Origin of the sequence: Serratia nematodiphila DZ0503SBS1 (assembly GCF_000738675.1) — a bacterium.
Classification (GTDB): Bacteria; Pseudomonadota; Gammaproteobacteria; order Enterobacterales; family Enterobacteriaceae; genus Serratia; species Serratia nematodiphila.
The window spans coordinates 69,562-93,880 of record NZ_JPUX01000001.1; the positions used below are offsets into that span (position 1 = coordinate 69,562).

A 24,319-nucleotide genomic window follows, 5' to 3' on the forward strand; every position below is an offset into this window, starting at 1 on the left:
AACGTGAGCCGGAAAACACGCCCAATGTTAAAACACAGAACACCGCACCCTGCCTTTAGCTATCTGATCTATCTGGGGTGCGCCATCGCTTTTTGCACCATTCCTTTCGGTTCCGCGACCGGACGCAATCTGTTTTATGTTTCCAGCTACATCGCCTTTATCGCCGTTTGCCTGTATCCGCGCTACTACTTCAGCAACGTTAGAAATCTGCTGCTGCCCGCGCTGATGTTCAGCGTAGGCATGGGAACCATCCTCTGGATGCACCACTTCAAACAGCCGGGTGAATACATCAACATTTACCGCTCTTATATGTCGACCGGTAAACTCCAACTGGCAACCGCCTTCATCCTGCTGATTGCGCTTAATGAGCGGTTGTGCGTGCAGCGCCTGCTCGTTGTCGTGGCCCTCATTACCGGTCTGGCGGTCAACGGTTATTCACTCTATCAGGGGCTGCGGCTGGATATTCCGCGCGTGGAGCTCAACTTCGATCGCGCCACGGTCGTTGCCTACCTGATGACCGCCATCGATCTGGTGATGATGCAAGCCATCCTGATGCTGCGCACCCGCTACCGTCTGGTGTTGTACATTGCGGCGTTCCTGCTGTCCTTCTCTGCGCTGGTGCTCACCGGCACGCGCGCGGCCATGCTGGTTTACCCGGTGGCGGTTTGCCTGTCACTGCTGGCGACCAAGCATCTGGTATCCAGAAAACACAAGTTTTTGCTGGTCTCCTCGGTGCCATTATTGCTGCTCATCTGCGGATTCGTCTTTAAAGCGCAGATTGAACAACGCATTGCCGACTTCAAAACCAACATGCAACTGATCGATAAACCCGAGATAGATAACTCGATCATTTCCCGGCTGTCGATGCAAACGCTGGCATGGCGTACTGGTTCACAAGCCCCTTGGGGCCAATCCGCCGAACAACGCGGTGAAGAGATCCGCACCATCGTCGCGCAGCAGCCACATCTGTACGGCGTCATGCCCTACATCAACGTTCACCTGCACAACGAACTGCTGGAAACCTACTCGCTCAAGGGCGTCTGGGGCGCACTGCTGCTGCTGGCGCTCTACGCCGGCCTGCTCTTCTCTTCGTTCCGGCCGCAGCGCAACGCGTTACTGCTGAGCGTCAGCGCCAGCCTGTTCGTTTACGGCCTGAGCGACGTCATCTTCTTCAGCACGGAAGGCACCGTCATGTTCTGCCTGGCGCTGATCGCCGCCGTTCTTTCCGTTACGAAACAGCCCCCAGTTCAGGAGCCCGCCTTGTGAATCCTCAGCAGCCGCTGCTCAGCGTTATCGTGCCGTTTTATAATAATGAAGCGTTCGTTATCGCTGCGCTGGATTCGTTATTTGTACAGATTGGCGACGATATCGAGGTGGTGATCATCGACGATGGCTCCACCGACGCCTCCGGTGCGCTGGTCAGCCACTATCTGGCGCAGCGGCGGCATCCGCGCGCGGTCCTTACTTCACAGGCCAACGGCGGCATTGCGCACGCCCGCAACGTCGGGCTACAGCGGGCCACCGGGCGCTATGTCACCTTTCTCGACGGCGACGATCTGCTGAGCGACGACTATCTGGCGATCCTGCGCCCCCTGTTGATCGCCGGTGAATATGACCTGATCGATTTTAATTATCAGAAGTTCACCGAACATCCGTCGACAGCGGATAACCGCGCGGCGCAGCCCGCAGCCTACGACTTTTCACAGTTGGGGCTCGGCTGCCTGCAACCGCTGTTTGCACGCTCGATGTGGCATCTCTGGAGCCGGGTATATAAACGCACGCTGCTGGAAGGGGAAGCGTTCGAAGACGGCAGGCGCTACGAAGACGTGATTTTCACGCCTTTTCAGTATTTCAAAACTCGCCGCATCGCCCATCTTGACTGCGAACTCTACTTCTATCGGGACAACAGCCAGGGCATCACCCGCAATATCAAACCCAAAGATATTGAAGATCTGCTGTTCGCCATGGAGAAGATGCTGCGTTTTGTGGCGCAGCATCCCGGGGATGAGCCGCTGCGCCGGTTAGCCGCACTGATGCTGGCCAACTGCTTTTCCGAGGTGAAAAGCATGTCGAAGGCGGTATACGGCTATTACCATTACGCGCCGGCAACGCTGCATATCCTGCGCCGCGCCGCCGCTGTCTGCCGCAACAGCGACGTGCCGGGCAAAAAAGTCCGCCAGATGCGCTATGCGCGAGTGGATACCTTTCTTTCGAAGCTGCGCGGGCGCAGGCCGCATTAACCGCATCGGCCGGGCGGCCGATGCGTCGTCTCGCCTTTAGCGCGCTAAAGGCACGTGCGCGACCAGCTCGTCATAAATCCGCTGCGGCTGGATAACCCCCATCGGGCCTTCCGCCTCCAGCGGCATCGTATAGCCGGTACGAGACACCTGAATGATGCGATGCAGTTCAGGATCCTGAATCGGCCCGGTGGAACGTGAGTCGGCGGTCACGAACAGGCTGATGGTTTTCACCTTCAACGCCACCGCCAGATGCAACGGCCCGGTATCGCCGGTAACCAGAACATGGAAACTGTCGAGCAACGTCAGCAAACCTTGCAGCCCCGTTTTACCGATCTGGTTATCCACGCAGGCCTGCGTTTGCGGGCCGATCAGACTCAAAAACTGTTTGGCCTTGCCGTCGTCAAACGGTGCGCCAATCAGCACGATGCGTACATTTGGGTGCTTCGCCACCAGCTCATCGGCCAGCCGCGCATAGTGCGCAACCGGCCAGCAACGCGACTCCGTTGACGCCCCCAGCTGAAAACCGATGGTGGGATGCTCGCTGCTTTTGACGCCGCGCTGATAATCCACGGGAATTTCCATCGTCGGATCGTCGCTGCGGCAGCCCAAAATGGAAATCAGCTCCAGCTTGCGGCGCACGAAGTGGCCGTAATAATGGAAGACGTAGTTGGTTAGCCAAGGCTCCAGCCCGCAAATGCCTGAACTGTAGTTATCCCTGATAATGTACTTCGCCCCGGCCAGTACGGCGCTGATGATGTCATAAGGCAGATGGGAATGCAGGATCAGCGCCAAATCCGGCTGATGTTCGCGCAGCGATTTCAGCAACGGGCGCATCGTCTTGATCTTGCTGTCCCAATACACCACGCGATCGTAATAGCGGCCGTTTTCCACCAGCTCGCGGTTTTTCTTGTGCACCACCAGCGTGATGTGCGCGTTGGGGTAGCGTTCCCGCATCGCCCGCAGTGCCGGCGTGTTGAACATGAAGTCGCCCAACGCCGTGGTGGAATAGATGACGATATTGTCAAACTGCTGGGCGCCGTCGAACGTCGCCTTATCCTGAAAACGGCCGTACTTCGCCGTATAGCGCCGCAAGAACCAGTCGGCAACCTTGATTTTCCATTTCTTCGACATGTGCGTGCTTAATTCGCTTTAAGTTGATAATACTCGGCCAGCGTCATGCCCACCGTGCGCTGCTGCAGCCAGTCAAACAGCTGCTCCAGATCGCGGTACAGCCCTTCGATATCCTGCTCGGTTTTGAACGTCGGGCTGCCGCCCGGCATAAATTCGGAGGAGTGCAGCATGAATTCGACGTAGTCATGCCCCTGCGCCAGCGATGTTTCAGCCACGCTTATCATCTTGGCCACATTGCCGCCACTCGGCCGCAGCCAGTTGACGGACGGCGAACGCCGCTTGCCGCGCAGCCGGTCATAGCCCTGCTTGAAGGCATTCATCAGCGCCGAGTGCTTGTACTGGATACTCATCGGCACTTCCAGCAACGACGAAGCGCCCGGTTTGGCGATGTTCTGCGGATCGATGAAATAGGCCTGCGACGGGAACCGGCTATAGTCTGTGCCGCCGTTGCCCTGCGGATTGCCCGGCGAAAACTGCCAGTTGACCCGCGGCGTCACCGAACAGTCCACCTGATAGCCATACTCCAGCAGCAGCGAGGCATAATATTCGTTGAACGCCCAGCGGCCGGCGCGATGGCTGAGCATTTTGGTCTGGAAGGCATCTTCCAGCAGCTTGGTCATGTGATCGACCTTGGCGCGGATCTGATCGGCGGGATACTCGATCAAATAAGGCTTGTGGCGCCAGTCGTCGTCGGTCAGCGGCGTCAGCGGCGGGCTGTTCCAGGCATGCAGGTGCATGCCCACTTCACCCGTGCCGCGAGCGATCACGTCGCGCGCAAACTCGACATAAGCCGGGTCCATCGCCATTTCATAGTTGGTGAGATAAACCGGTTTGAAGGCGTATTTTTCGCACAATGCCTGAAAGCGCGGCAAGAAACGCGTGTTTTCGGTCGCGATGCGATCGTGGTTTTGCCACAGATTATCGCCTTCGGTATCAATGGTGATGAGAAACGCCGGTTTAGTCATGAATATCGAGCCTGATATCAACAGAATGCACTATGTTACGCAGGCCGTTTCGCCAGGGCAAACGACTTTGCTGCCTGGTTTGGACAACGTTGAAGCGCATTCGTCCCCGGCTCGGCGATTTTTTTACGGCCAGGCAAGAAAACCTTGCAACAGTAGCCACATGCGATCGTGTCATTTAGAATCAAAGATTGGTTTCCCAGAAAGCGACTCATGATGAACGACGCGCCAGCCCCAACTTCCGCCCCATCCGTACAGCGTATTTTGATCATAAAACTGCGCCATCACGGCGATATGCTGCTGGTCACGCCGGTCATCAGCAGCCTGCGGCAAAACTACCCGCAGGCGCAGATCGATGTGCTGCTGTATCAGGAAACGCAGGAAATGCTGGCCAGTAATCCGGAACTGTCGACGCTGTTCGCCATTGACCGTCAATGGAAAAAACAGGGCACCCGCGCGCACCTGGGGCACGAACTGGCGCTGCTGCGTCGCCTGAAGGCGCAACGCTACGATCTGGTGGTCAACCTGGCCGATCAATGGCGCAGCGCCATCCTCACGCGCCTGACCGGTGCGCGTATCCGTCTGGGCTTCGATTTCCCCAAACGCCGCGGCTTCCTGTGGCGCCATTGCCACACCCAGCTGGTGCCGGTCGACAATCACGCCCACCTGCATACCGTCGAACAGAATCTTTCGCTGCTGGCGCCGCTGAACCTGCCCGCGCTCAATGAACATGTGACCATGAGTTACGATCCGCAGGATTGGCAGACCTGTGAGCAACGGTTGCAGAAACAGGGCGTCGCCGGCAGTTATATTGTGGTGCAGCCCACCTCGCGCTGGTTCTTCAAATGCTGGAGCGAAGAGAAAATGGCCGCCACCCTCACCGCCTTGCAGGCCGACGGCCACCAGCTGGTGATCACCTCCGGCCCCGACGCCAGAGAACAAGCCATGGTCGAGCGCATTTTGGCGCTCTGCCCGCCACAGGGCGTGATCTCGTTGGCCGGCCAGCTGACGCTGCGCCAACTGGCCGCCCTGATCGACCACGCCAAGCTGTTTATCGGCGTGGATTCGGTGCCGATGCACATGGCCGCCGCGCTGCAAACGCCGTGCGTGGCGCTGTTCGGCCCTTCCAAGCTGACTTTCTGGCGGCCGTGGCAAGCTACCGGCGCCGTGATCTGGGCCGGCGACTTCGGCGAACTGCCCGATCCGGACGCCATCGATACCGGCACCGACGAACGGTATCTCGACCTTATTCCTACAGACGCGGTGATTGCAGCCGCGCGGAGCACGCTGGCATGAAAGCATTCCGTTTGGCGATCGTTCGCCAAAAATATCGCCCGGACGGCGGAGCCGAACGTTTCGTTTCCCGCGCCCTGGAAGCGCTGGAGCAACAGGATCTCGATCTGAACGTCATCACTCGCGAATGGCAGGGCGACGCCAATCCCAACTGGCATATCCACCTGTGTAACCCGTTAAAGCTCGGCCGCATCAGCCGCGAGCGAGGCTTCGCCGTGGCAGCCAGGGCGCTGTGGCAGAAAGAGCGCTTCGATCTGGTGCAAAGCCACGAGCGCATTCCCGGCTGCGACATCTATCGCGCCGGCGACGGCGTACACCGCCGCTGGCTGCTGCAACGCGCGCGTCTGCTGCCGGAATGGCGCCGCAAGTGGCTGTTCTCCAATCGCTATCACCGCTATGTGATGTGCGCCGAACGCGCCATGTACGCCGCGCCCGAGCTGAAAGCCGTCATCTGCAACGCCGAGATGATCAAGCAGGAAATCATCGCCGACTTTGGCGTGCCCGCCGACAAGATCACGGTGATCTATAACGCCATCGACAATCAAAAGTTCCCGCCCGCCGACGAGGCCCTGCGTCAACGTCTGCGCGAGCAATATCAGATCCCGCAACAGGCGCACTGCCTGATCTTCGTCGGCTCCGGTTTCGAGCGCAAAGGGCTGGCCGCCGCCATCCGCGCCGTGGCGGCGACCGACAGTCACCTCCTGGTGGTCGGTAAAGACAAAGCCGAAAAACGCTACCGGGCGCTGGCGCAGTCGCTGGGCTGCGGCGATCGCATTTACTTTATGGGCGTGCAGAAGCAGACCCTGCCGTTCTATCAGGCCGCGGACGCGCTGCTGCTGCCGACGCTGTACGATCCGTTCCCGAATGTAATTCTGGAAGCGATGTCGTGCGGCCTGCCGGTTATCACCAGCACCACCTGCGGCGGCGCCGAGTTTATCACCCCCGGCCAGAACGGCTTCGTGACCGACGCGCTCGATGTACCGGCCATCACGGAGGCTATTCGGGCACTGCCGCGCCAGGCGCTGGGATCATCCATGGGCGAAGCGGCGAGATTGCGCATTATGACGGCTACGCCGGCGCATCTGTCCGAACAGCTGATTTCCCTCTATAACCGGTTACTGGATTAGCTATGCGTATTCTGATGATCATCGACGGCCTGCCGGGAGGCGGCGCGGAAAAAGTGGTGCTGACCCTGTGTCAGGGCATGCAGCAACAGGGGCACGACGTCAGTCTGATCTCGCTGCGCGACGTCTGCAATTACCCTATTCCACCGGGCATTGATTATCAGGTGCTGGCCGATCGCAGCCGTGCCCCCTGGCGCAAGCTGACCGAGCTGTCGCGCCGCGCCGCCGCGCTGGATCGCGCGATAGCCGAACACGAGCGCCAAAACGGCGCGTTCGATCTGGTGTTCTCCAACCTGCATAAAACCGATCGTATCGTCAGCCGCAGCAAGCGGTTGGCCGCGGATCGCCTGTGGTTCTGCATTCACGGCATCCTCTCCACCTCCTACCTCGGTCACCGCAAGGGTCTGGATCGCTGGCTGAAGCAACGCAAAATCGCCAACGTTTACCAGGGAAGAAATATCGTCGCCGTTTCACAGGCGGTCGGCGACGATCTGCAGCGGAACTTGCCGATCCGCCCGCGCCGGTTGGCGGTCATCAACAACCCGTTCGACATCGACGCTATTCAGCAACAGGCGGCGGCGCCTTGCGAACTGGCCGGCCAGGACTATCTGGTGCACGTCGGCCGCTTTCACACCACCAAGCGGCATGACCGCCTGTTGAAAGCCTATGCGCTCTCCGGCATTCAGGCACCGCTGGCCTTGATCGGGTCCGGTGACGACGCCAAAGTCGCCGAGGTCAAACGTCTGGCGACAGACTTGGGCATCGCAGAGCGCGTGTTGTTCCTCGGTTTCCAGAGCAATCCCTACCCGTTTATTCGCCATGCCTCGCTGCTGGTGCTCAGCTCCGACAGCGAAGGGTTTGGCAACGTACTGGTAGAATCGCTGCTGTGCGGCACACCGGTGGTCAGCACTCGCTGCCCGGGCGGCCCTGCGGAAATTCTGGAAAAAGCCGGCATGGCTAACGCGCTGGCGGAATTAAACGAAGCGTCGCTGGCAGAAAAAATGGCGGAGTTTTACGCCAACCCGCCGCAGATAAATCAACAGCAATTGCTGAGCTATGGGCTTGAGCCTATTTGCCATCAATATATTGAGCTGAAAGAAGAACAATAAAAAAATAAATAAGGCAGGGGATGCCTGCCTTATTTTCTTCGTTAGTTGAGCGCCTGCATTTTCTGCCAAACCTCATCGACAGAAACATCTTCACAGTGCCCCGATTCACTTTGCAAAATATGATGGCGGCCAGTCCATGGATGCCAGGACACTTTATCGGTATCGCCAAAGAACACCACCATGTCCTTATTCAACGCAGCAGCAAGATGCATCTGCCCACCGTCGCTGCACAGCACCCGGTCGCATAAATCAAACCCGCCCAACAGCTCACGCACCGACGCCGTCGGATAAAGCGCGACGCGTTCGTTTTGACACAGCGCCAGCAGCTGTTCGGCGCGCTGCTGATCGCCGATGTCGTCCGGTGCCAACGTGCCCTGCGGCGACCAAAAGATCAGCACGCCGGTGCGGGGATCGGCAACCAGACGGTTGATGATTTCGGCATAGCGTTCAACCGGCCAACGCCGTTTCGGGCTGCGGCTGCTGATGTGCACGGCGCATACGCGCTCGACCGGCGGCAGACGTTCCTGCCGCCGCTGCGCCGCCAATTGCCGCTCTTCAGGCGCCAGAAACACCCGCACCGGCGGGATCGGAATGGATTGATCGGTTATCGCCGATAAATAGCTGTAGGTGTGCTCGACCTGATGGAGGCCGCGGAAATCGTCCTTGCGGAACGGGCGATGAATATCTTTCGTGCCCAGATCGGCGCCGATGATATGGGTGGCGCCGGCCATTTTCGCTAGACGCAGGCTGTATTTGCAAGGCACCGGGTTGGCCAGAATAACCGCATCGAACTTTATTTTGCGCAGCTTCAGGAAGATCATCATGCGTTCGAAATAAACGCCCAACGTGGTCTCATTTTTCGCCTTGTGCTTGGCCTTTTTATAGACAAAGACTTTCTCGAGATGAGGATTGTTTTTAACAACATCCTGGCTGACTTTATTGATCAGCAGATAAACTTTTGCGTCCGGATAGGCAATTTTCACCCCCTCAATCAAGGGCGTGGTGCAAACAAGATCGCCGATGTTATCGCGGCGAATAATTAAAATATTCTTCATTCCGAGCCTGTCGGCGAAATCGCTCGCCGGTTGTCTGAAACTGACACCCAAGGTTACCAAATTAGCGCCTTTCCCTTCCAGTTATGGTACTATTCCGAATAACCCATATAAATGAAATTGATAGAATGTTGCTGCGTTTATATCAGGTACTACTCTACCTCATCCAACCCCTGATCTGGCTCCGCTTACTGCTGCGCAGCCGCAAAGCTCCAGCCTACCGTAAACGCTGGGCGGAACGCTATGGCTTCTGCGCCGGGAAAGTCGTGCCAGGCGGCATCATGCTGCATTCCGTCTCCGTCGGCGAAACGCTGGCGGCCATCCCGCTGGTGCGGGCGCTGCGCCATCGTTACCCCGCTTTGCCGATAACTGTGACCACAATGACCCCGACAGGTTCAGAACGCGTCCAGTCCGCTTTCGGCAAAGACGTGCATCATGTCTATCTGCCCTACGATCTGCCCGGCGCCATGAACCGTTTCCTCGACCAGGTGAATCCCAAGCTGGTGATCATCATGGAAACCGAGCTATGGCCTAACCTGATCAACGCGCTGCATCAGCGGCAAATCCCCCTGGTGATCGCCAATGCGCGTCTGTCGGCCCGCTCCGCCGCCGGCTATAAGAAAATTGGCGGATTCATGCGCGATATGCTGCGCCGCATCACGCTGATCGCCGCACAGAACCAGGAAGATGGCGATCGATTTATCGAACTGGGCCTGAAACGCTCGCAGTTGGCCGTCACCGGCAGCCTGAAATTCGATATCTCCGTCACCCCGGAGCTGGCCGCCCGCGCTGTTACATTGCGCCGCCAATGGGCGCCGCGCCGCCCGGTGTGGATCGCCACCAGCACCCACGACGGTGAAGAGACCATCCTGCTGGAAGCGCACCGCAAACTGCTGGAAAAACACCCTGACCTGCTGCTGATCCTGGTGCCGCGTCACCCGGAACGCTTCCCGACCGCCAAAGAGCTGGTGCAGAAGGCCGGCTTCAGTTACACCCTGCGCAGCAGCGGCGAAATCCCGTCCGGCAGCACCCAGGTGGTGATCGGCGATACCATGGGCGAACTGATGCTGCTGTACGGCATCGCCGATCTGGCCTTTGTCGGCGGCAGCCTGGTGGAACGCGGCGGGCACAACCCGCTGGAAGCCGCCGCGCACGCCATCCCGGTGTTGATGGGCCCGCATACTTTCAACTTTAAAGACATCTGCGCCAAGCTTTCGCAGGCCGAAGGCCTGATCACCGTGACCGATGTCGATTCGCTGGTGAAGGAAGTGGCAACCCTGCTGACCGACGAAGACTACCGTCGTTACTACGGCCGCCATGCGGTGGAAGTGCTGTATCAGAATCAGGGAGCGTTGCAGCGCCTGCTGCAGCTGCTGGAACCGCACCTGCCGCCCCGGAGTCACTGAATGAGCAGCCGCAAAAGCCTGTCGGTGGTGATGATCGCCAAAAACGAAGCCGGGTTGTTGCCGGACTGTCTGCGCTCGGTCGAGTGGGCCGATGAAATCATTGTGCTGGACTCCGGCAGCGAAGACGACAGCGTCGCCGTCGCCGAAAGCCTGGGCGCCAAAGTCTTCACGCACACCGACTGGCAAGGGTTTGGCAAGCAGCGTCAGCTGGCGCAAAGCTACGCCAGCCATGACTACGTTTTGATGATCGACGCCGACGAACGCGTCACGCCCGAGCTGCGGCAATCTATCGAACAGGTGTTGAACGCGCCGGAGGACGGCTCTGTCTACAGCTGCGCGCGGCGCAACCTGTTCCTCGGCCGCTTCATGCGCCACAGCGGCTGGTATCCCGACCGCGTCAACCGCCTGTACGCCAACCAACGCTATCGCTATAACGACGATCTGGTACACGAGTCGCTGAACATCGGCGACGCCAAAGTGATCCCCCTCAGCGGCGATATGCTGCACCTGACCTGCCGCGATTTCTTCGCCTTCCAGCGCAAACAGCTGCGCTATGCCGAAGAGTGGGCCACGCAGCGCCACCGGGCCGGCAAGCGTTGCGGCTATTTGTCTATCCTGACCCACACGCTCGGCGCCTTCGTCAAAACCTGGCTGCTGCGCGCCGGCTTCCTGGATGGCAAACAGGGGTTGCTGTTAGCGGTGGTCAACGCGCAATATACCTTCAATAAATATGCCGCATTATGGGCATTGGGCCGCAACTACTCAGAGAAGTGAATCATGACCAGCAAAGCCATTTATCCCGGGACGTTCGATCCCATGACCAACGGCCACCTGGATTTAGTGACGCGCGCGTCGCTAATGTTCGATCACGTCATTCTGGCCATCGCCGCCAGCCCGAGCAAAAAACCGCTGTTCAGCCTGGATGAGCGCGTGGCGTTAGCGACGCAGGTCACCTCACATCTGGGCAATGTTGAGGTACTGGGCTTCAGCGAACTGATGGCACACTTCGCCGCGCACCAGAATGCCAATATCCTGGTGCGTGGCCTGCGTGCGGTGTCTGACTTTGAATATGAATTGCAGCTGGCGAACATGAACCGCCATTTGATGCCAACGCTGGAAAGCGTATTTCTGATGCCTTCCGAAGAGTGGTCGTTCATCTCCTCCTCACTGGTGAAGGAGGTCGCCCGTCACGGCGGCGATATCGCGCCTTTCCTGCCCGATGTGGTCACCCAGGCGCTGATGGCGAAGCTCGCCGCCGAGTGATCGGCTCAGCGCTGGCAGCGGCGGCAAAAGAAGGTGCTGCGCTGCCCGTGCTTGGCGGATTCGATCGGCGTGCCGCACGCGCGGCACGGTTCTCCCGCCCGGCCGTAAACCTGCAACTCCTGCGCGAAATACCCCGGTTTGCCATCCGACTGCAAAAAGTCGCGCAATGTCGTGCCGCCCTGCTCGATAGAGCGCTGCAACACCGCCTTGATGGTCTTCGCCAGCAGTTCCGCTTCGGCTTTGCTCAAGGATCCCGCCGGACGATCGGGCAGGATCCCGGCGCTGAACAGCGATTCGCTGGCGTAAATGTTACCAACGCCGACCACCAACTTGTTATCCATCAGCCACGGTTTGATTAGCGTGCGCTTATTGCGTGATTTTTCATACAGGTAGTCGCCGTTGAACGCTTCGCTCAGCGGTTCCGGCCCCAGATGCGCCAACACGCTGCTGGTCGCCAGGTCTTCGCACCACAGCCAGGCGCCGAAACGGCGCGGATCGGTATAGCGCAGGATCATGCCGTTGCTGATCACCAGATCGACGTGGTCGTGTTTGCCGGCTTCGTCTTCGTTTTCCTCGCGCAGCATGCGCAGGCTGCCCGACATGCCCAGGTGCACGATAATCCAACCGTTCTCCAGCTCGATCAGCAGGTATTTGGCCCGGCGCTGCACGCTGAGCACCGGCCGATCGCTCAGCGTCAGGATCTGCTCGGAAACCGGCCAGCGCAGGCGCGCATTGCGCACCACCGCATACTGAATGCTGTGGCCGACAAGATAAGGCTCTATACCGCGTCTGCTCGTCTCAACTTCCGGTAATTCAGGCATCTGGCTTCCCCTCCGACGTTTTCTACCCTTTATAAAACAAAAAACCCGGCCAAGGCCGGGTTTTTCATTAATCCACTAAAATTATTTAATTTTAGCTTCTTTGTATACTACGTGCTGACGGACAACTGGATCGAATTTCTTCAGTTCCAATTTTTCCGGCTTAGTACGCTTGTTCTTCGTGGTGGTATAGAAGTGACCAGTACCAGCAGAAGAAACCAGCTTGATCTTCTCGCGAACACCTTTAGCCATGATTCAGTTCCTTAATACTTCTCACCACGGGCACGCAGATCGGCCAGAACCGTCTCAATACCCTTCTTATCGATAACACGCATACCTTTAGCAGATACACGCAGAGTTACAAAGCGCTTCTCAGCCTCAACCCAAAAACGGTGTGAGTGCAGGTTAGGCAGAAAACGGCGTTTGGTCGCGTTCATTGCGTGGGAACGGTTGTTACCGCTCACCGGGCGCTTGCCAGTAACTTGGCAGACTCGGGACATGTCTATTCTCCAAAAATCAAATCAGCTCGAGCTTCGTATAGGGTATGGCCGCCTCGTCAGGCTTTTAGAGCCCATCTCAGCAAACTTCATACTGAGGAGACTCTCGTCATCAGGTAGAAACCACACATCAGGTCAGAAACCTGCTGAGATAGGCTCTTGCGCCAAACCCAAGATTCTCAAAGGTGGCGTAGTATACGCTCTGAAGCGTAAGTGCTCAAGTCCCGAACAGCTAAAGATCCCACAAGGATCGCGAAAAAATCGCTTAAAGCCATCCGCGCTCGGCAAAAGAGACGCATTCACCCCGACCGATCACCAAATGATCAAGCACTCGGATCTCCAATAACTGACAGGCTTTCACCACCTGTTCCGTTATCAAACGGTCGGCATGACTGGGTTCAGCCTTACCCGAAGGGTGATTATGCGCGAGAATCAGCGCGGCGGCATTAGCCTTCAACGCTTCACGCACAATTTCTCTCGGATAGACGACGACGCTGCTGATGGTACCAGCAAACATCTCCTGATGGCGAATAACCCGATGCTGATTGTCTAAAAACAATACCAAAAAGACCTCTCGCTCGCGATGCGCCAGCAGGCTTTGCAGATAATGCTGGGTGACGCGCGGGTTGAGCATGGCGTTTTCCTGCGACAAGTGGCTGGAAAAGAAGCGCAGCGCCAGCTCGGCAATCGCCTGCAGTTGGGTATAGCTGGCGTCGCCCAGGCCTTTTTGGCTGCAAAAAGCCTGATGGTCGGCCGACATCAGGTGATAAAGCGAGCCGAATCGGCGCAGCAGTTGCTCCGCCAGCTGCATCACATGCACGCCGGGCAACCCGGTGCGCAAGAAAATGGCCAACAGCTCTGCGTCAGACAGCGACGCCGCCCCCTGCATCAACAGCTTTTCACGCGGCGCCAACGCGCCCGGCCAGCACGCCACAATCGGGTTGCTCATCGTGTTCCTCCCTGAAAGGGCTACAGCATGCCATGCGCCACCCGACGCGTTCGACAGGTGTTTGATAACATTGCGAAGTGTTTCGCAAAGCACAATGTAACGCCTTGCAGCCATTGCGGAATCGCTCACCTGAACGGCGGATATGCTAAAATGGCGCATCTTTCGGCTTTCAATCGGACAATGATGATGACGGGACTTTCCGGCAAACATATTGTGCTTGGCATCAGCGGCGGCATCGCCGCCTACAAGTGCCCAGAGCTGGTGCGCCGCCTGCGCGACAGGGGCGCGGAAGTGCGCGTGGTGATGACCCACGCAGCCAAGGCGTTCATTACGCCGCTGACGCTGCAGGCCGTTTCCGGCCATCCGGTGTCCGACGATCTGTTGGATCCCGCCGCCGAAGCCGCCATGGGCCACATCGAGCTCGGCAAATGGGCGGATCTGGTGATTCTGGCGCCGGCGACCGCCGATCTGCTGGCGCGCGTCGCTGTCGGCATGGCCAACGATCTGCTGACCACCGTCTGCCTGGCGACCGACGCCCCTATCGCCGCCGCGCCCGCCATGAACCAGCAGATGTATCGCGCCGCCGCCACGCAGGCCAACCTGCAAACGCTGCAGGCGCGCGGCATGCTGCTCTGGGGGCCGGACAGCGGCAGCCAGGCCTGCGGCGACGTCGGCCCGGGCCGCATGCTGGATCCGCTGGACATCGTCGAGCTGGCGAGCGGTCATTTCTCCGCCCCGCAGGATCTGCAACATTTGCAGGTTATGATCACCGCCGGCCCGACGCGTGAAGCGCTGGATCCGGTGCGTTTCATCAGCAATCACAGCTCCGGCAAAATGGGCTTCGCCATCGCCCGCGCCGCCGCCGCCCGCGGCGCGCAGGTGACGCTGATCGCCGGGCCGGTGAGCCTGCCGACGCCGCCGAAGGTCACACGCGTGGACGTCACCAGCGCGCTGGAGATGGAGCAGGCAGTGCAACAACGCGCCGCTCAGCAGCAGATTTTCATCTCCTGCGCCGCCGTGGCCGACTATCGCCCCGAGCGGATCGCCGATGAAAAAATAAAAAAACAGGGTGATGAAATCGTCCTCAAGATGGTAAAAAACCCCGATATCGTCGCCGGCGTGGCGGCGATGACCAAAAATCGACCGTTTGTCGTGGGGTTTGCCGCCGAAACCCAGAATGTGGAAGAATACGCGCGGCAAAAACTGGCGCGTAAGAAGCTGGATTTGATTTGCGCTAACGATGTATCGCTTGCAGAGCACGGGTTCAACAGCGACACCAATGCCCTGCATCTTTTTTGGCAGGATGGAGAGAAACGCCTGGCGCTGAGCGACAAGGCACTCCTTGGCCAACGTTTAATAGACGAGATAGTCAGCCGTTATGATGAAAAAAATCGACGTTAAGATCCTCGACCCGCGCATCGGTCAGGATTTCCCGCTACCGACCTACGCTACGCCGGGCTCCGCCGGTCTCGACCTGCGCGCCTGCCTGGACAGCGCGGTAGAGCTGGCGCCGGGTGAAACCACGCTGCTGCCTACCGGTCTCGCGATCCACATCGCCGACGCCAGCCTGGCGGCGGTGATCCTGCCGCGCTCAGGCCTGGGCCATAAGCACGGCGTCGTGCTGGGCAATCTGGTCGGCCTGATCGACTCCGATTATCAGGGCCAGCTGATGGTGTCCGTCTGGAACCGCGGCCAGAAGCACTTCACCATCGAGCCGGGCGAACGCATCGCGCAGATGGTCTTCGTGCCGGTGGTGCAGGCCGAGTTCAACCTGGTGGAAGAGTTCGACAGCAGCGAGCGCGGCGAAGGCGGCTTCGGCCACTCGGGGCGCCACTAAGCGCCACCCAATGCACGAGGGCCGGCAGGGAAACGTCGCCTGAACCTTGCTTTCCGGGGAGATGGATGTCTCTGCGGCAAGGTTTTACCGCGACAATTGCAGCGCACACCAGGCAGCGCGGAAAAAGGCCGTTAAGGCCGCTGACCCCAGCATCGTAAAAAAGCTATCACATAAGCCGCACAGAGCCTGCTCTGCAGCGGCCGGTGCGCGGGTTTCCGTCAGTTAAGTTTTAGCAAGGGTCTAATCAGACATGGCAGAAAAAGAAAAGACGAAAAGGAATCGGCGCGAGGAAATATTGCAGGCGTTAGCCCAGATGCTGGAGTCCAGCGACGGCAGCCAACGCATCACCACCGCCAAGCTCGCCGCGAACGTGGGTGTTTCTGAAGCTGCGCTGTACCGGCATTTCCCCAGCAAGACACGGATGTTCGACAGTCTGATCGAGTTTATCGAAGACAGCCTGATCACCCGCATCAACCTGATCTTGCAGGACGAGAAAGAGACGTTTAATCGTCTGCGCCTGATTTTGCTGCTGATTCTGGGCTTTGCGGAGCGCAACCCAGGGCTGACGCGCATCATGACCGGCCACGCGCTGATGTTTGAACAGGATCGCCTGCAGGGCCGCATCAACCAGCTGTTCGAGCGCATCGAGGCGCAGCTGCGTCAGGTGCTGAAAGAGCGCAAATTGCGCGAAGGCAAAGGCTTTATCGTCGATGAAACGCTGCTGGCCAGCCAACTGCTGGCCTTCTGCGAAGGCATGTTGTCGCGCTATGTGCGTTCGGAATTCCGCTATCGCCCCACGCAGGAATTCGACGCCCGCTGGCCGCTATTAGCGGCACAGCTGCAATAACGAAAACGCCGGGCATGCCCGGCGTTGTTATTTATACTCCGTACTGCTCACGGTAAGCGCGCACCGCCGCCAGGTGGTCCGCCATCTCCGGTTTCTCTTCCAGATAGGCGATCAGATCCTTCAGCGTGACGATTGAAATCACCTTGCAGTGATAGTCGCGTTCCACTTCCTGAATGGCGGAGATATCCGCGCGGCCGCGTTCCTGGCGGTCGAGGGAGATCAGCACGCCCGCCAGCGAAGCGCCGCTGGCGCCGATGATTTCCATCGACTCGCGGATCGCGGTGCCGGCGGTGATCACATCGTCCACCAGCATCACGCGCCCCTGCAGCGGGCTGCCCACCAGCGAACCGCCTTCGCCATGGGTCTTGGCTTCCTTGCGGTTAAAGCAGTAAGGCACGTCGCGTTCATGGTGTTCCGCCAGCGCCACCGCCGTGGTGGTGGCGATAGGAATGCCTTTATAGGCCGGGCCAAACAGCAGGTCGAAATCGATGCCGGAATCCATCAGGGCTTCGGCGTAGAAGCGCCCCAACAGCGCAAGATCGCGCCCGGTATTAAACAGGCCGGCGTTGAAGAAATACGGGCTGGTGCGGCCGGATTTCAGGGTGAACTCGCCGAACTTCAATACCTGCTTGTTAAGCGCGAACTCGATAAACTGGCGCTGATAGGCTTTCATTATTGCTTCTCCTCGTCTGAATCTGCTTGGGTCTTGTCATTACTGCCGCCCGATCGCCGGGCATAAAAAAGGCGACTTCTCAGTCGCCTTGAAAAATCAGTCCGCCAGCGCCGCTTTCTGCGCCTGGAAGATGGTTTCGATGCCCCCTCGGGCCAGCGCCAATAGCGCCAACAGCTCATCGTGGCTGAACGGCTCGCCTTCGGCGGTGCCCTGCACTTCAATCATGCGGCCGTCTTCCATCATCACTACGTTCATGTCGGTTTCCGCCGCGGAATCCTCCACATACTCCAGATCGCACAGCGCTTCGCCATTGACGATGCCGACGGAAACCGCCGCCACCATGCCCTTCATCGGGTTAGCTTTCAGCTTGCCGTTGGCCACCAGGGTGTTCAGCGCGTCGGCCAGCGCCACGCAGGCGCCGGAGATGGAGGCGGTGCGGGTACCGCCGTCGGCCTGCAATACGTCGCAGTCGAGGGTGATGGTGAATTCACCGAGCTTTTTCAGATCTACCGCGGCACGCAGCGAGCGGGCGATCAGGCGCTGGATCTCCAGCGTGCGGCCGCCCTGCTTGCCTTTGGCGGCTTCACGGGCGTTGCGGCTGTGGGTGGAGCGCGGCAGCATACCGTACTCGGCGGTGATCCAACCTTGCCCCTGGCCTTTCAGGAAGCGCGGAACGCCCTCTTCTACCGTGGCGGTGCACAAGACTTTGGTATCGCCAAACTCAACCAGCACTGAACCTTCAGCGTGTTTGGTATAGTGACGGGTCAGTGTCAGTGGGCGAACTTGCTGTGGTGCTCTGCCTGCAGGACGCATGGGCTCTCTCCGGCTTCAAATCAACTATTGGCTGCGCATTATACGGGCTTCGTGACGTAATGCCTATCCTGCCCGCAGCCGCGACGCTATAATCGCCCCATCTTTTCCTATTACGGGTACGCATCAATGATCCGCAGCATGACCGCCTACGCCCGGCGTGAAATCAAGGGTGAATGGGGCAGCGCAGCCTGGGAGCTGCGTTCCGTTAACCAGCGCTACTTAGAAACCTACATCCGCCTGCCGGAACAATTCCGCAGCCTGGAGCCGGTGATCCGTGAACGTATCCGTGGCCGCCTGACCCGCGGCAAAGTCGAATGCAACCTGCGTTTCGAACTGGATCCAAGCGCGCAAAGCTCGCTGATCCTGAACGAAAAGCTGGCCAAACAGCTGGTCGAAGCCGCCAACTGGGTGAAAATGCAGAGCGACGAAGGGGAAATCAACCCGATCGACGTGCTGCGCTGGCCGGGCGTGATGTCCGCGCAGGAGCAGGATCTGGATGCCATCAGCGCCGAGCTGATGCAGGCGCTGGACGGCGCGCTGGATGACTTTATCGTCGCACGCGAAAGCGAAGGCGCCGCGCTGAAAACGCTGATCGAACAGCGCCTCGACGGCGTCAGCGCCGAAGTGGTCAAAGTGCGCGCCCAGATGCCGAACATCCTGCAATGGCAGCGCGAGCGCCTGGTCAGCAAGCTGGAAGAGGCGCAGGTGCAGCTGGAAAACACCCGCCTGGAGCAGGAGCTGGTGCTGATGGCGCAGCGCATCGACGTCGCCGAAGAGCTGGACCGCCTGGAAGCGCACGTGAAAGAGACGCACAACATCCTGAAGAAGAAAGAAGCCGTCGGCCGCCGCCTCGACTTTATGATGCAGGAGTTCAACCGCGAATCGAACACCCTGGCCTCCAAGTCGATCAATGCCGACGTCACCGCCTCCGCCATCGAGCTGAAGGTGCTGATCGAGCAAATGCGCGAGCAGATCCAGAATATCGAGTAAATTATTTTAAAGTCCACTTGAATCCATAAGCCCATGTTAAATGGGCTTTTTTATTTGAAAGATAGTCTATATAAGACCATTCAGATTTATTAAAAACCACCAGAAAATGGGGAGTAGAACGGGGAGCATTTTTGCTTTACTAGCCCGATCTGGCAGTTTATAACAATGTACCCCCCACTACTTTTTCCATCAGGACAGATTATGACCTCACTCACAGCCAGGACAGTTCAGGCTCTCATCAAAGCAAGAGAACCGGGGAAGTTTGGAGATGGGCGAGGCTTGTACCTGAAAGTCCCACAAAAAGGTGAGGCGTATTGGATGCTTCGATACACAATCGGCTCTAAGAGACGAGAAATCACCTTAGGTAAGGTATCTCATCTATCTCTGTCCGAGGTTCGTAGCCTCGCTGAGGATACTCGAAGAAAAGTTGCCACCGGGGATGATCCTATTGCTGAGAGAAAACTCAATCGCCCTAAGCAACTGACCACAGTAGATGGACTGTTTGAAGACTGGCACAAAGACCTGGTTAGGCGGTTGAAGCATCCACAAATCCCAGAAAGGGTATACAGGAAAGATATTGCTCCTACGATTGGTCAACTTTCTTTGGCGAAGATAACCCCCATTGATGTTCGAGCCATTCTCCAAAAAATTACAGATAGCGGAAGGCCAACCATTTCAAATGATGCCCTACTCTACATGAAGCAACTCTTCGACCATGCAATCAAGCTTGGATTATTGTTAAACAATCCAGCTTCTGCGTTTAAGGTCAATGATGCAGGTGGAATCGAAAAAAGCAGAGAAAGAGCATTGAGTCTGGAAGAAATTGGTCAGGTGTTTAAAGTTTTCAGAGAACACTCTGACAGCTTCTCTCGTGATAACTACCTTGCATGTGCCCTACTTCTACTGCTGGCAGTTCGAAAAAGTGAACTTACGGAAGCGCCTTGGTCAGAATTTGACCTTGATGAGAAAAAGTGGTCTTTACCAAAAGAAAGGAGTAAGTCAGGAGTGGGCATTGTGATTCCGCTACCCCCACTGGCAATTGAAATGTTAAAAGAGCTAAAGGTCAGAGCTTTTGGTTCTGATTATGTCTTTCCTAACCGCAGATCCAGTAAGAATCTACATATGGGAAAAGATACCCTCAACAGGGCGATAGCCAAGCTATTCGGGGTAGAACCGGGTAAGAGGAAGCAACCACCTAATGTAATGGGTAATATTGAATATTTCACAGTCCATGACTTACGAAGGACTTGCAGAAGTTTACTTGCATCACTGTCTGTTCCCCCACATGTCGCAGAAAGATGTCTGAACCATAAGCTGAAGGGTGTAGAAGGTATTTATGACAGATATGATTATTTTGATGAAAGAAAAGAAGCCTTACAAAGGCTTTCAGAAAGATTATCAAAAAAACCATTTGAACACTTCATTATTCCAGCTTTATAAGTGATTTTTTAATACTCTGATTCATTTGTTCTATCGAGTTTTTAATATCACCTTTGAGACTAAACTTACAATGGTAAAATTTAATACCACTATTTATTGTACCAATAAATTCGAGGTCGGTATTTTCATCCATTGAAGGAGATATCCATAATGCCACGGATGTTTTGAGTGCTGTCGCATGACTAATTAATTGATAACGGTCAGACTCATCAATTTTAGGTTTATATTTTACCTCACCAAGCATGATAGGAACCTTCCCTTTTTTAAAAATCAAATCAGGTTTAACTGGAAACCTTTTATTATCAGAAAAAAGAATACCTTGATGTTTTTTTTGGTTTCCATCAAAAACACGAACTCCAAACTTCATAAAATAATTCGAAATGCAATTCCTTATAAAGTTTTCAAAAACAACATCCATATTAAAGAGAAAAGAAGGCATTCTAGTTCCGTCTGGATTGAAAGAGAAACCTATTTTTTTATAACCTAAAAGAATTGCATAAGTAGTAAGAAGACCATCATAATGTTTTTTATTAACAGAGTCAGCCTGATTCAGCAACGTATGATAGTCTGGATTCATTTGACGCGGCTCAAGCATTTCCAATATACTCAGCGCCTCTAGAAGAATATTTTTTTCCTCTTCAACGTTATTAAGCAATCGTGATTTTTGAAGAAACGCCAAACAACTTTTCTTAATTGTTTGGTTTAAAGCAATATCTCTTGAGAAAATGAATACATCTGAGGCTACAGTATAATGATTGCCTTTTAAAATATGTTTTTTTAAAGTTCGCCCGAAGTTTAAACTAGGCCTATAAAAACCTTCTTCTTCTTCTAATTTATATTTTCTTGTAAAAGAGCTATCTAAGATAGGTCTTAGGAAAAAACAAAAACTCTTTAAAAGCACTTTTAAAGGAACATCACTATCATTAACTTCATAGCTTCGCAGAAATGGTAATAATGAATCACAAGATACATCTGAAATTCTGACCATTTCCCAAAGATTGACAATAGGGAACTTTGGTTTGATATTTATGATTATTTCGCTTGTTAAAGGCAATAGCCCTACAATGCCAAGAACCCGTAATTCAATGCCATTAATTGTATCTCTTAAATCTATTACGGATAACTTCCTGGCACTTTCAAAAATTAGTGAATTACCGAATTGATCGTAAAGCATTTCTTTAGGGAAACGTCTAGTCTCCCTTTCAAACAAATCTATTACCAATGTTTTAGAGTCATTCATTTTATATCTCTAATTATTTTCACTCGAAATTGTCATCAGTTAATAGTTCAATTATTTTCTGTTTAGTCTCTTCATACTTGCTTCGATCATGCAATAATGCCCTTTTTAACGGAAGCGATATTTTAGCTTTCCATATAGACATTAAATCTTCTTGAGACTTAACTTTCATGAATCCAGCATGGCCAAAACCATTTGGGAAAGCATTATTTATTAAATTAAATACAAAAATGATTTTTCTTATTAGCGAATCTTCTATCCCTTCATCTTGTAATTTTTTTTCAAGAGTAAGTTGGTCCGGTTCAAAATTTATAACCCAAAACCGTCTCAAAAGAGCATCATCAAGCTCAGTAATGGAACGGTCATAAGGATTAGCTGTAGCTAATATAATTATATTTTCAGGTATGAAAACTTCTTTGCCAGAGAATGGCAAGGTAAAAATTTTATTCCTATAATCTCTTTCTATATATGTTAAAGCTTCACCAAATATTCTTTGGACATCACCTCGATTTAATTCGTCTATAACGATGACATGAGGTTTATCATTACTTAACTTAGCTTTCTCACAAAACTCTAAAAAAAGTCTTGGTGCCAGCTCATAGGTAATATTCTGATTCACTTCAGAATATTTTGGTCTAAACCCTTCAACAAAGTCGTCATAACTTATAGCTGGATGAAATTGAAGATATATTATATTTTCCTCACTGGTAATTTTATTGGCTATTTTTCGAGCATAGTGGGTTTTACCAGTACCAGGGGGACCTACAAATAAAAAATTCAAACTTTCCTGATTACGGATGGATGCCATAATTTCAGAGTATATACTGTCATCATCACCTAACTCAGGTTCTACTATTTCATCTTCAACCATAGAATCACTTACTAAAGATTCTTTGAATTTCGGAGCTAAATTTTCTAATATTATATTCGAAGATTGTTTTTCATTATCTAATTCAGGCCAAGGTATATCACCAAAAATTCTAAATCTTTCATGGAAAGCTGGTGGAAAACTATCTATACCAAGCTCTTGAGTTAAAAGAAAATTAAATAACAAATCCCACGAAACTATATTATCTGGGAATCCTTTAAATGCAAATAACCATATGAGGAAGTATTCAAACCTGAAACTATCTGGGACTTCATTCTCAAACCTTGGTTGGAACTGATCCGTTAGTTTAACAAGGGATTTTTCTCCTTCAATTAACCCCTGCAACCTCATCTCTCTATATCCACGAGATGAAAAAAGATTACCCCACATCTTAGTATCTTGCCGAATAACAAAATCCCCACTATAGGGACCTGTTTTCCAACCAACAACGTCTTTAAAACGGGGACGAAGAAGATTATTACCTCTTTTAGTTGGAGGAATATCCAATAAATTACCATTAAAATACCTGTCCAAAAAGTGATCCGTACCTAATTTTTTAGACATATCAACAACTTCCGTTGTACTCACTTCATTAGAAGCAAATACGAAAGCAGGCAAAAGCCAATTTCCATTGAACTGTTGGAGATGCTCTATAGCCTCGATAATTGATGAAATTTTGAAGTATTTCATGGTAATCCCTTATTTTTTATTGCCAGGCTTTCTAAAATTGGCTTTATTACCAGCCCAAGAACTCCATAAAGGTGATGGCTGTGAGACTCTTTGGATAATTTTATCAAACTCAATCCTTTGATGACCGTCTGCCTCAAGGGAAGTGTCAATAAAATCAATGTAGTCGGGACTCATATCAATACCAACAACATTGCGATCATTAGCTAAAGAAGTAAAAATAGTAGTACCACTACCTACAAATGGATCTAGCACATGCCCACCCACCGGACTACCGATCTCAATGCATCTTCTTACTAATTCAGAAGGAAATGAAGCATTGTGATTAGCTCGACGACTTCTTTCGATAGGGATATTCCATACATCTTCTTCAACAAGCATAGAACGATCGAAGCTGTAAAAACGGCTTTTGGAAAACATGAAAACGAACTCATATTGTCTGTAAGGACGATCTCTTGCCGTAGGTTCGACAAATGCATTACAACGGTTCCAAATGATAGAACTTCGCAAAGTCCATCCTCGGTTCTGCATAGCAAATGCAACTTTCCACGGGATACCAATTAAACTTTTTTTAGGTATATCCCAACCACTTTGGTCTACAGGTCTAACCTTCTGCCGTAAAAAATCTCTGGAGGCGCATTTAGGATCGCGACCATGCGGCTGCCCATTGCCAGAATAATATGTATCACCAATGTTAAGGAAGAAAACGCCCTCTGGATGTAAAGTTCGCTTTACTTCATCGAATACCGTCATCAATTGTTCAATGTAAGCTTCCACAGAAGCTTCATGCCCTAATTGTCCTTCATAACCATAATCTCTTACCCAGAAATAAGGTGGAGAAGTAACGGCAACGTTGAATACATTGTCTGGAAGTTTTTTCAGGCAAGAAGCGGAGTCGCCCTTTAGCAAGCCCGCCATGTGCATAGCACCAGACTTAAAGCACATTTTATCTTCAGTCTGCTTATTGACAGCTTGGAAACTTGTGGCAAGATCCAGTTCTAAGTTTTTCTTCATGATATTCCTAAATATTATATCTTCTAAGGATGCACCCTTTATAATACCACAAAAACACCCGAATTGGAA

25 protein-coding genes are annotated in these 24,319 nt (G+C 54.1%); 13 read left to right on the top strand and 12 right to left on the bottom strand.

Translation table 11 applies throughout. From position 1 onward, the window contains the following. Positions 1-24: 24 nt before the first annotated feature. Together JL05_RS00325 and JL05_RS00330 are read left to right on the top strand one after the other, a co-directional pair. Complete coding sequence (locus JL05_RS00325) at positions 25-1,266, top strand: O-antigen ligase family protein (protein ID WP_033631344.1); 1,242 nt, start codon at positions 25-27, stop codon at positions 1,264-1,266. Then, positions 1,263-2,240 carry a glycosyltransferase gene (locus JL05_RS00330; RefSeq protein ID WP_033631345.1) on the top strand — a complete coding sequence of 326 codons (978 nt, stop codon included), beginning with the start codon at positions 1,263-1,265 and terminating at the stop codon, positions 2,238-2,240. The genes JL05_RS00325 and JL05_RS00330 overlap by 4 nt, the downstream gene beginning before the upstream one ends. Positions 2,241-2,276: 36 nt before the next feature. Here the strand turns inward: JL05_RS00330 and JL05_RS00335 are convergent, their stop codons facing one another. Both JL05_RS00335 and JL05_RS00340 read right to left on the bottom strand, forming a co-directional pair. After that, entirely contained in the window at positions 2,277-3,371 is a 1,095-nt protein-coding gene (locus JL05_RS00335; protein WP_033631346.1) for a glycosyltransferase family 9 protein, read from the bottom strand. A gap of 8 nt (positions 3,372-3,379) precedes the next feature. Next, on the bottom strand, positions 3,380-4,336 hold the full coding sequence (locus JL05_RS00340) for a polysaccharide deacetylase family protein (RefSeq protein WP_033631347.1): 957 nt from the start codon (positions 4,334-4,336) through the stop codon (positions 3,380-3,382). A gap of 210 nt (positions 4,337-4,546) precedes the next feature. On the opposite strand from JL05_RS00340, the gene rfaQ reads away from it, so the two are divergent. From rfaQ to JL05_RS00355, 3 genes are read left to right on the top strand one after another with little or no spacing between them, the layout of a single operon-like run. Then, positions 4,547-5,629: a putative lipopolysaccharide heptosyltransferase III gene (gene rfaQ / locus JL05_RS00345; protein WP_033631348.1), complete on the top strand. Its 1,083-nt coding sequence runs from the start codon at positions 4,547-4,549 to the stop codon at positions 5,627-5,629. Then, positions 5,626-6,753 carry a glycosyltransferase family 4 protein gene (locus JL05_RS00350; protein ID WP_033631349.1) on the top strand — a complete coding sequence of 376 codons (1,128 nt, stop codon included), beginning with the start codon at positions 5,626-5,628 and terminating at the stop codon, positions 6,751-6,753. The genes rfaQ and JL05_RS00350 overlap by 4 nt, the downstream gene beginning before the upstream one ends. A gap of 2 nt (positions 6,754-6,755) precedes the next feature. Next, entirely contained in the window at positions 6,756-7,859 is a 1,104-nt protein-coding gene (locus tag JL05_RS00355; RefSeq protein WP_033631350.1) for a glycosyltransferase, read from the top strand. 41 nt (positions 7,860-7,900) lie between these two features. Here the strand turns inward: JL05_RS00355 and JL05_RS00360 are convergent, their stop codons facing one another. Further along, positions 7,901-8,914, bottom strand: a complete 1,014-nt coding sequence (locus JL05_RS00360) for a glycosyltransferase family 9 protein (RefSeq protein WP_033631351.1) — start codon at positions 8,912-8,914, stop codon at positions 7,901-7,903. 125 nt (positions 8,915-9,039) lie between these two features. Between JL05_RS00360 and waaA the strand changes: the two genes are divergently transcribed. Genes waaA through coaD form a run of 3 tightly spaced genes read left to right on the top strand, consistent with a single transcriptional unit; the run spans position 9,040 to position 11,580 of the window. Next, positions 9,040-10,317 carry a lipid IV(A) 3-deoxy-D-manno-octulosonic acid transferase gene (gene waaA, locus JL05_RS00365; RefSeq protein WP_015379436.1) on the top strand — a complete coding sequence of 426 codons (1,278 nt, stop codon included), beginning with the start codon at positions 9,040-9,042 and terminating at the stop codon, positions 10,315-10,317. Beyond that, a complete protein-coding gene (locus JL05_RS00370; protein WP_033631352.1) occupies positions 10,318-11,091 on the top strand; it encodes a glycosyltransferase family 2 protein in 774 nt (257 codons plus the stop codon). 3 nt (positions 11,092-11,094) lie between these two features. Next, positions 11,095-11,580: a pantetheine-phosphate adenylyltransferase gene (coaD, locus tag JL05_RS00375; RefSeq protein ID WP_033631353.1), complete on the top strand. Its 486-nt coding sequence runs from the start codon at positions 11,095-11,097 to the stop codon at positions 11,578-11,580. A 5-nt stretch (positions 11,581-11,585) separates the two neighbouring features. Here the strand turns inward: coaD and mutM are convergent, their stop codons facing one another. The 4 genes from mutM to radC all read right to left on the bottom strand — a co-directional run bounded on the left by mutM (position 11,586) and on the right by radC (position 13,844). Further along, complete coding sequence (mutM, locus tag JL05_RS00380) at positions 11,586-12,401, bottom strand: bifunctional DNA-formamidopyrimidine glycosylase/DNA-(apurinic or apyrimidinic site) lyase (protein WP_028128080.1); 816 nt, start codon at positions 12,399-12,401, stop codon at positions 11,586-11,588. A gap of 81 nt (positions 12,402-12,482) precedes the next feature. Then, a complete protein-coding gene (gene rpmG, locus JL05_RS00385) occupies positions 12,483-12,650 on the bottom strand; it encodes a 50S ribosomal protein L33 (RefSeq protein ID WP_002442576.1) in 168 nt (55 codons plus the stop codon). A gap of 11 nt (positions 12,651-12,661) precedes the next feature. Further along, positions 12,662-12,898 carry a 50S ribosomal protein L28 gene (gene rpmB / locus JL05_RS24525; protein WP_004931195.1) on the bottom strand — a complete coding sequence of 79 codons (237 nt, stop codon included), beginning with the start codon at positions 12,896-12,898 and terminating at the stop codon, positions 12,662-12,664. A 262-nt stretch (positions 12,899-13,160) separates the two neighbouring features. Then, positions 13,161-13,844, bottom strand: coding sequence for a RadC family protein (gene radC, locus JL05_RS00390; protein ID WP_004931197.1), 684 nt, complete (start codon positions 13,842-13,844; stop codon positions 13,161-13,163). A gap of 183 nt (positions 13,845-14,027) precedes the next feature. On the opposite strand from radC, the gene coaBC reads away from it, so the two are divergent. The 3 genes from coaBC to slmA all read left to right on the top strand — a co-directional run bounded on the left by coaBC (position 14,028) and on the right by slmA (position 16,528). Further along, on the top strand, positions 14,028-15,245 hold the full coding sequence (coaBC, locus tag JL05_RS00395) for a bifunctional phosphopantothenoylcysteine decarboxylase/phosphopantothenate--cysteine ligase CoaBC (protein ID WP_033633512.1): 1,218 nt from the start codon (positions 14,028-14,030) through the stop codon (positions 15,243-15,245). Then, entirely contained in the window at positions 15,223-15,681 is a 459-nt protein-coding gene (gene dut / locus JL05_RS00400; RefSeq protein WP_015379440.1) for a dUTP diphosphatase, read from the top strand. The genes coaBC and dut overlap by 23 nt, the downstream gene beginning before the upstream one ends. A 250-nt stretch (positions 15,682-15,931) precedes the next feature. Further along, positions 15,932-16,528: a nucleoid occlusion factor SlmA gene (gene slmA, locus JL05_RS00405; RefSeq protein ID WP_004931203.1), complete on the top strand. Its 597-nt coding sequence runs from the start codon at positions 15,932-15,934 to the stop codon at positions 16,526-16,528. 31 nt (positions 16,529-16,559) lie between these two features. Here slmA and pyrE read toward each other — a convergent pair whose 3' ends face one another. Further along, the gene (gene pyrE, locus JL05_RS00410) at positions 16,560-17,201 is read right to left on the bottom strand and encodes an orotate phosphoribosyltransferase (protein WP_004931204.1); all 642 of its coding nucleotides are present in this window, start codon (positions 17,199-17,201) and stop codon (positions 16,560-16,562) included. 96 nt (positions 17,202-17,297) lie between these two features. Next, the gene (gene rph, locus JL05_RS00415; protein WP_025160305.1) at positions 17,298-18,014 is read right to left on the bottom strand and encodes a ribonuclease PH; all 717 of its coding nucleotides are present in this window, start codon (positions 18,012-18,014) and stop codon (positions 17,298-17,300) included. Positions 18,015-18,140: 126 nt separating this feature from the next. Here rph and JL05_RS00420 point away from each other — a divergent pair, with 126 nt between their 5' ends. After that, the gene (locus tag JL05_RS00420; protein WP_015379441.1) at positions 18,141-19,004 is read left to right on the top strand and encodes a YicC/YloC family endoribonuclease; all 864 of its coding nucleotides are present in this window, start codon (positions 18,141-18,143) and stop codon (positions 19,002-19,004) included. Positions 19,005-19,205: 201 nt separating this feature from the next. After that, the gene (locus tag JL05_RS24305; protein WP_050501212.1) at positions 19,206-20,444 is read left to right on the top strand and encodes a tyrosine-type recombinase/integrase; all 1,239 of its coding nucleotides are present in this window, start codon (positions 19,206-19,208) and stop codon (positions 20,442-20,444) included. On the opposite strand, the gene JL05_RS24530 is transcribed toward JL05_RS24305, so the two are convergent. The 3 genes from JL05_RS24530 to JL05_RS24540 are packed head-to-tail and all read right to left on the bottom strand — an operon-like array spanning position 20,428 to position 24,250. Then, entirely contained in the window at positions 20,428-21,684 is a 1,257-nt protein-coding gene (locus JL05_RS24530) for a 5-methylcytosine restriction system specificity protein McrC (protein WP_081877822.1), read from the bottom strand. The genes JL05_RS24305 and JL05_RS24530 overlap by 17 nt on opposite strands. A 19-nt stretch (positions 21,685-21,703) precedes the next feature. Continuing rightward, on the bottom strand, positions 21,704-23,239 hold the full coding sequence (locus JL05_RS25140; protein ID WP_081877823.1) for an McrB family protein: 1,536 nt from the start codon (positions 23,237-23,239) through the stop codon (positions 21,704-21,706). A 9-nt stretch (positions 23,240-23,248) separates the two neighbouring features. Beyond that, the gene (locus JL05_RS24540) at positions 23,249-24,250 is read right to left on the bottom strand and encodes a DNA-methyltransferase (RefSeq protein ID WP_072010075.1); all 1,002 of its coding nucleotides are present in this window, start codon (positions 24,248-24,250) and stop codon (positions 23,249-23,251) included. Between the last annotated feature and the right edge of the window lie 69 nt (positions 24,251-24,319).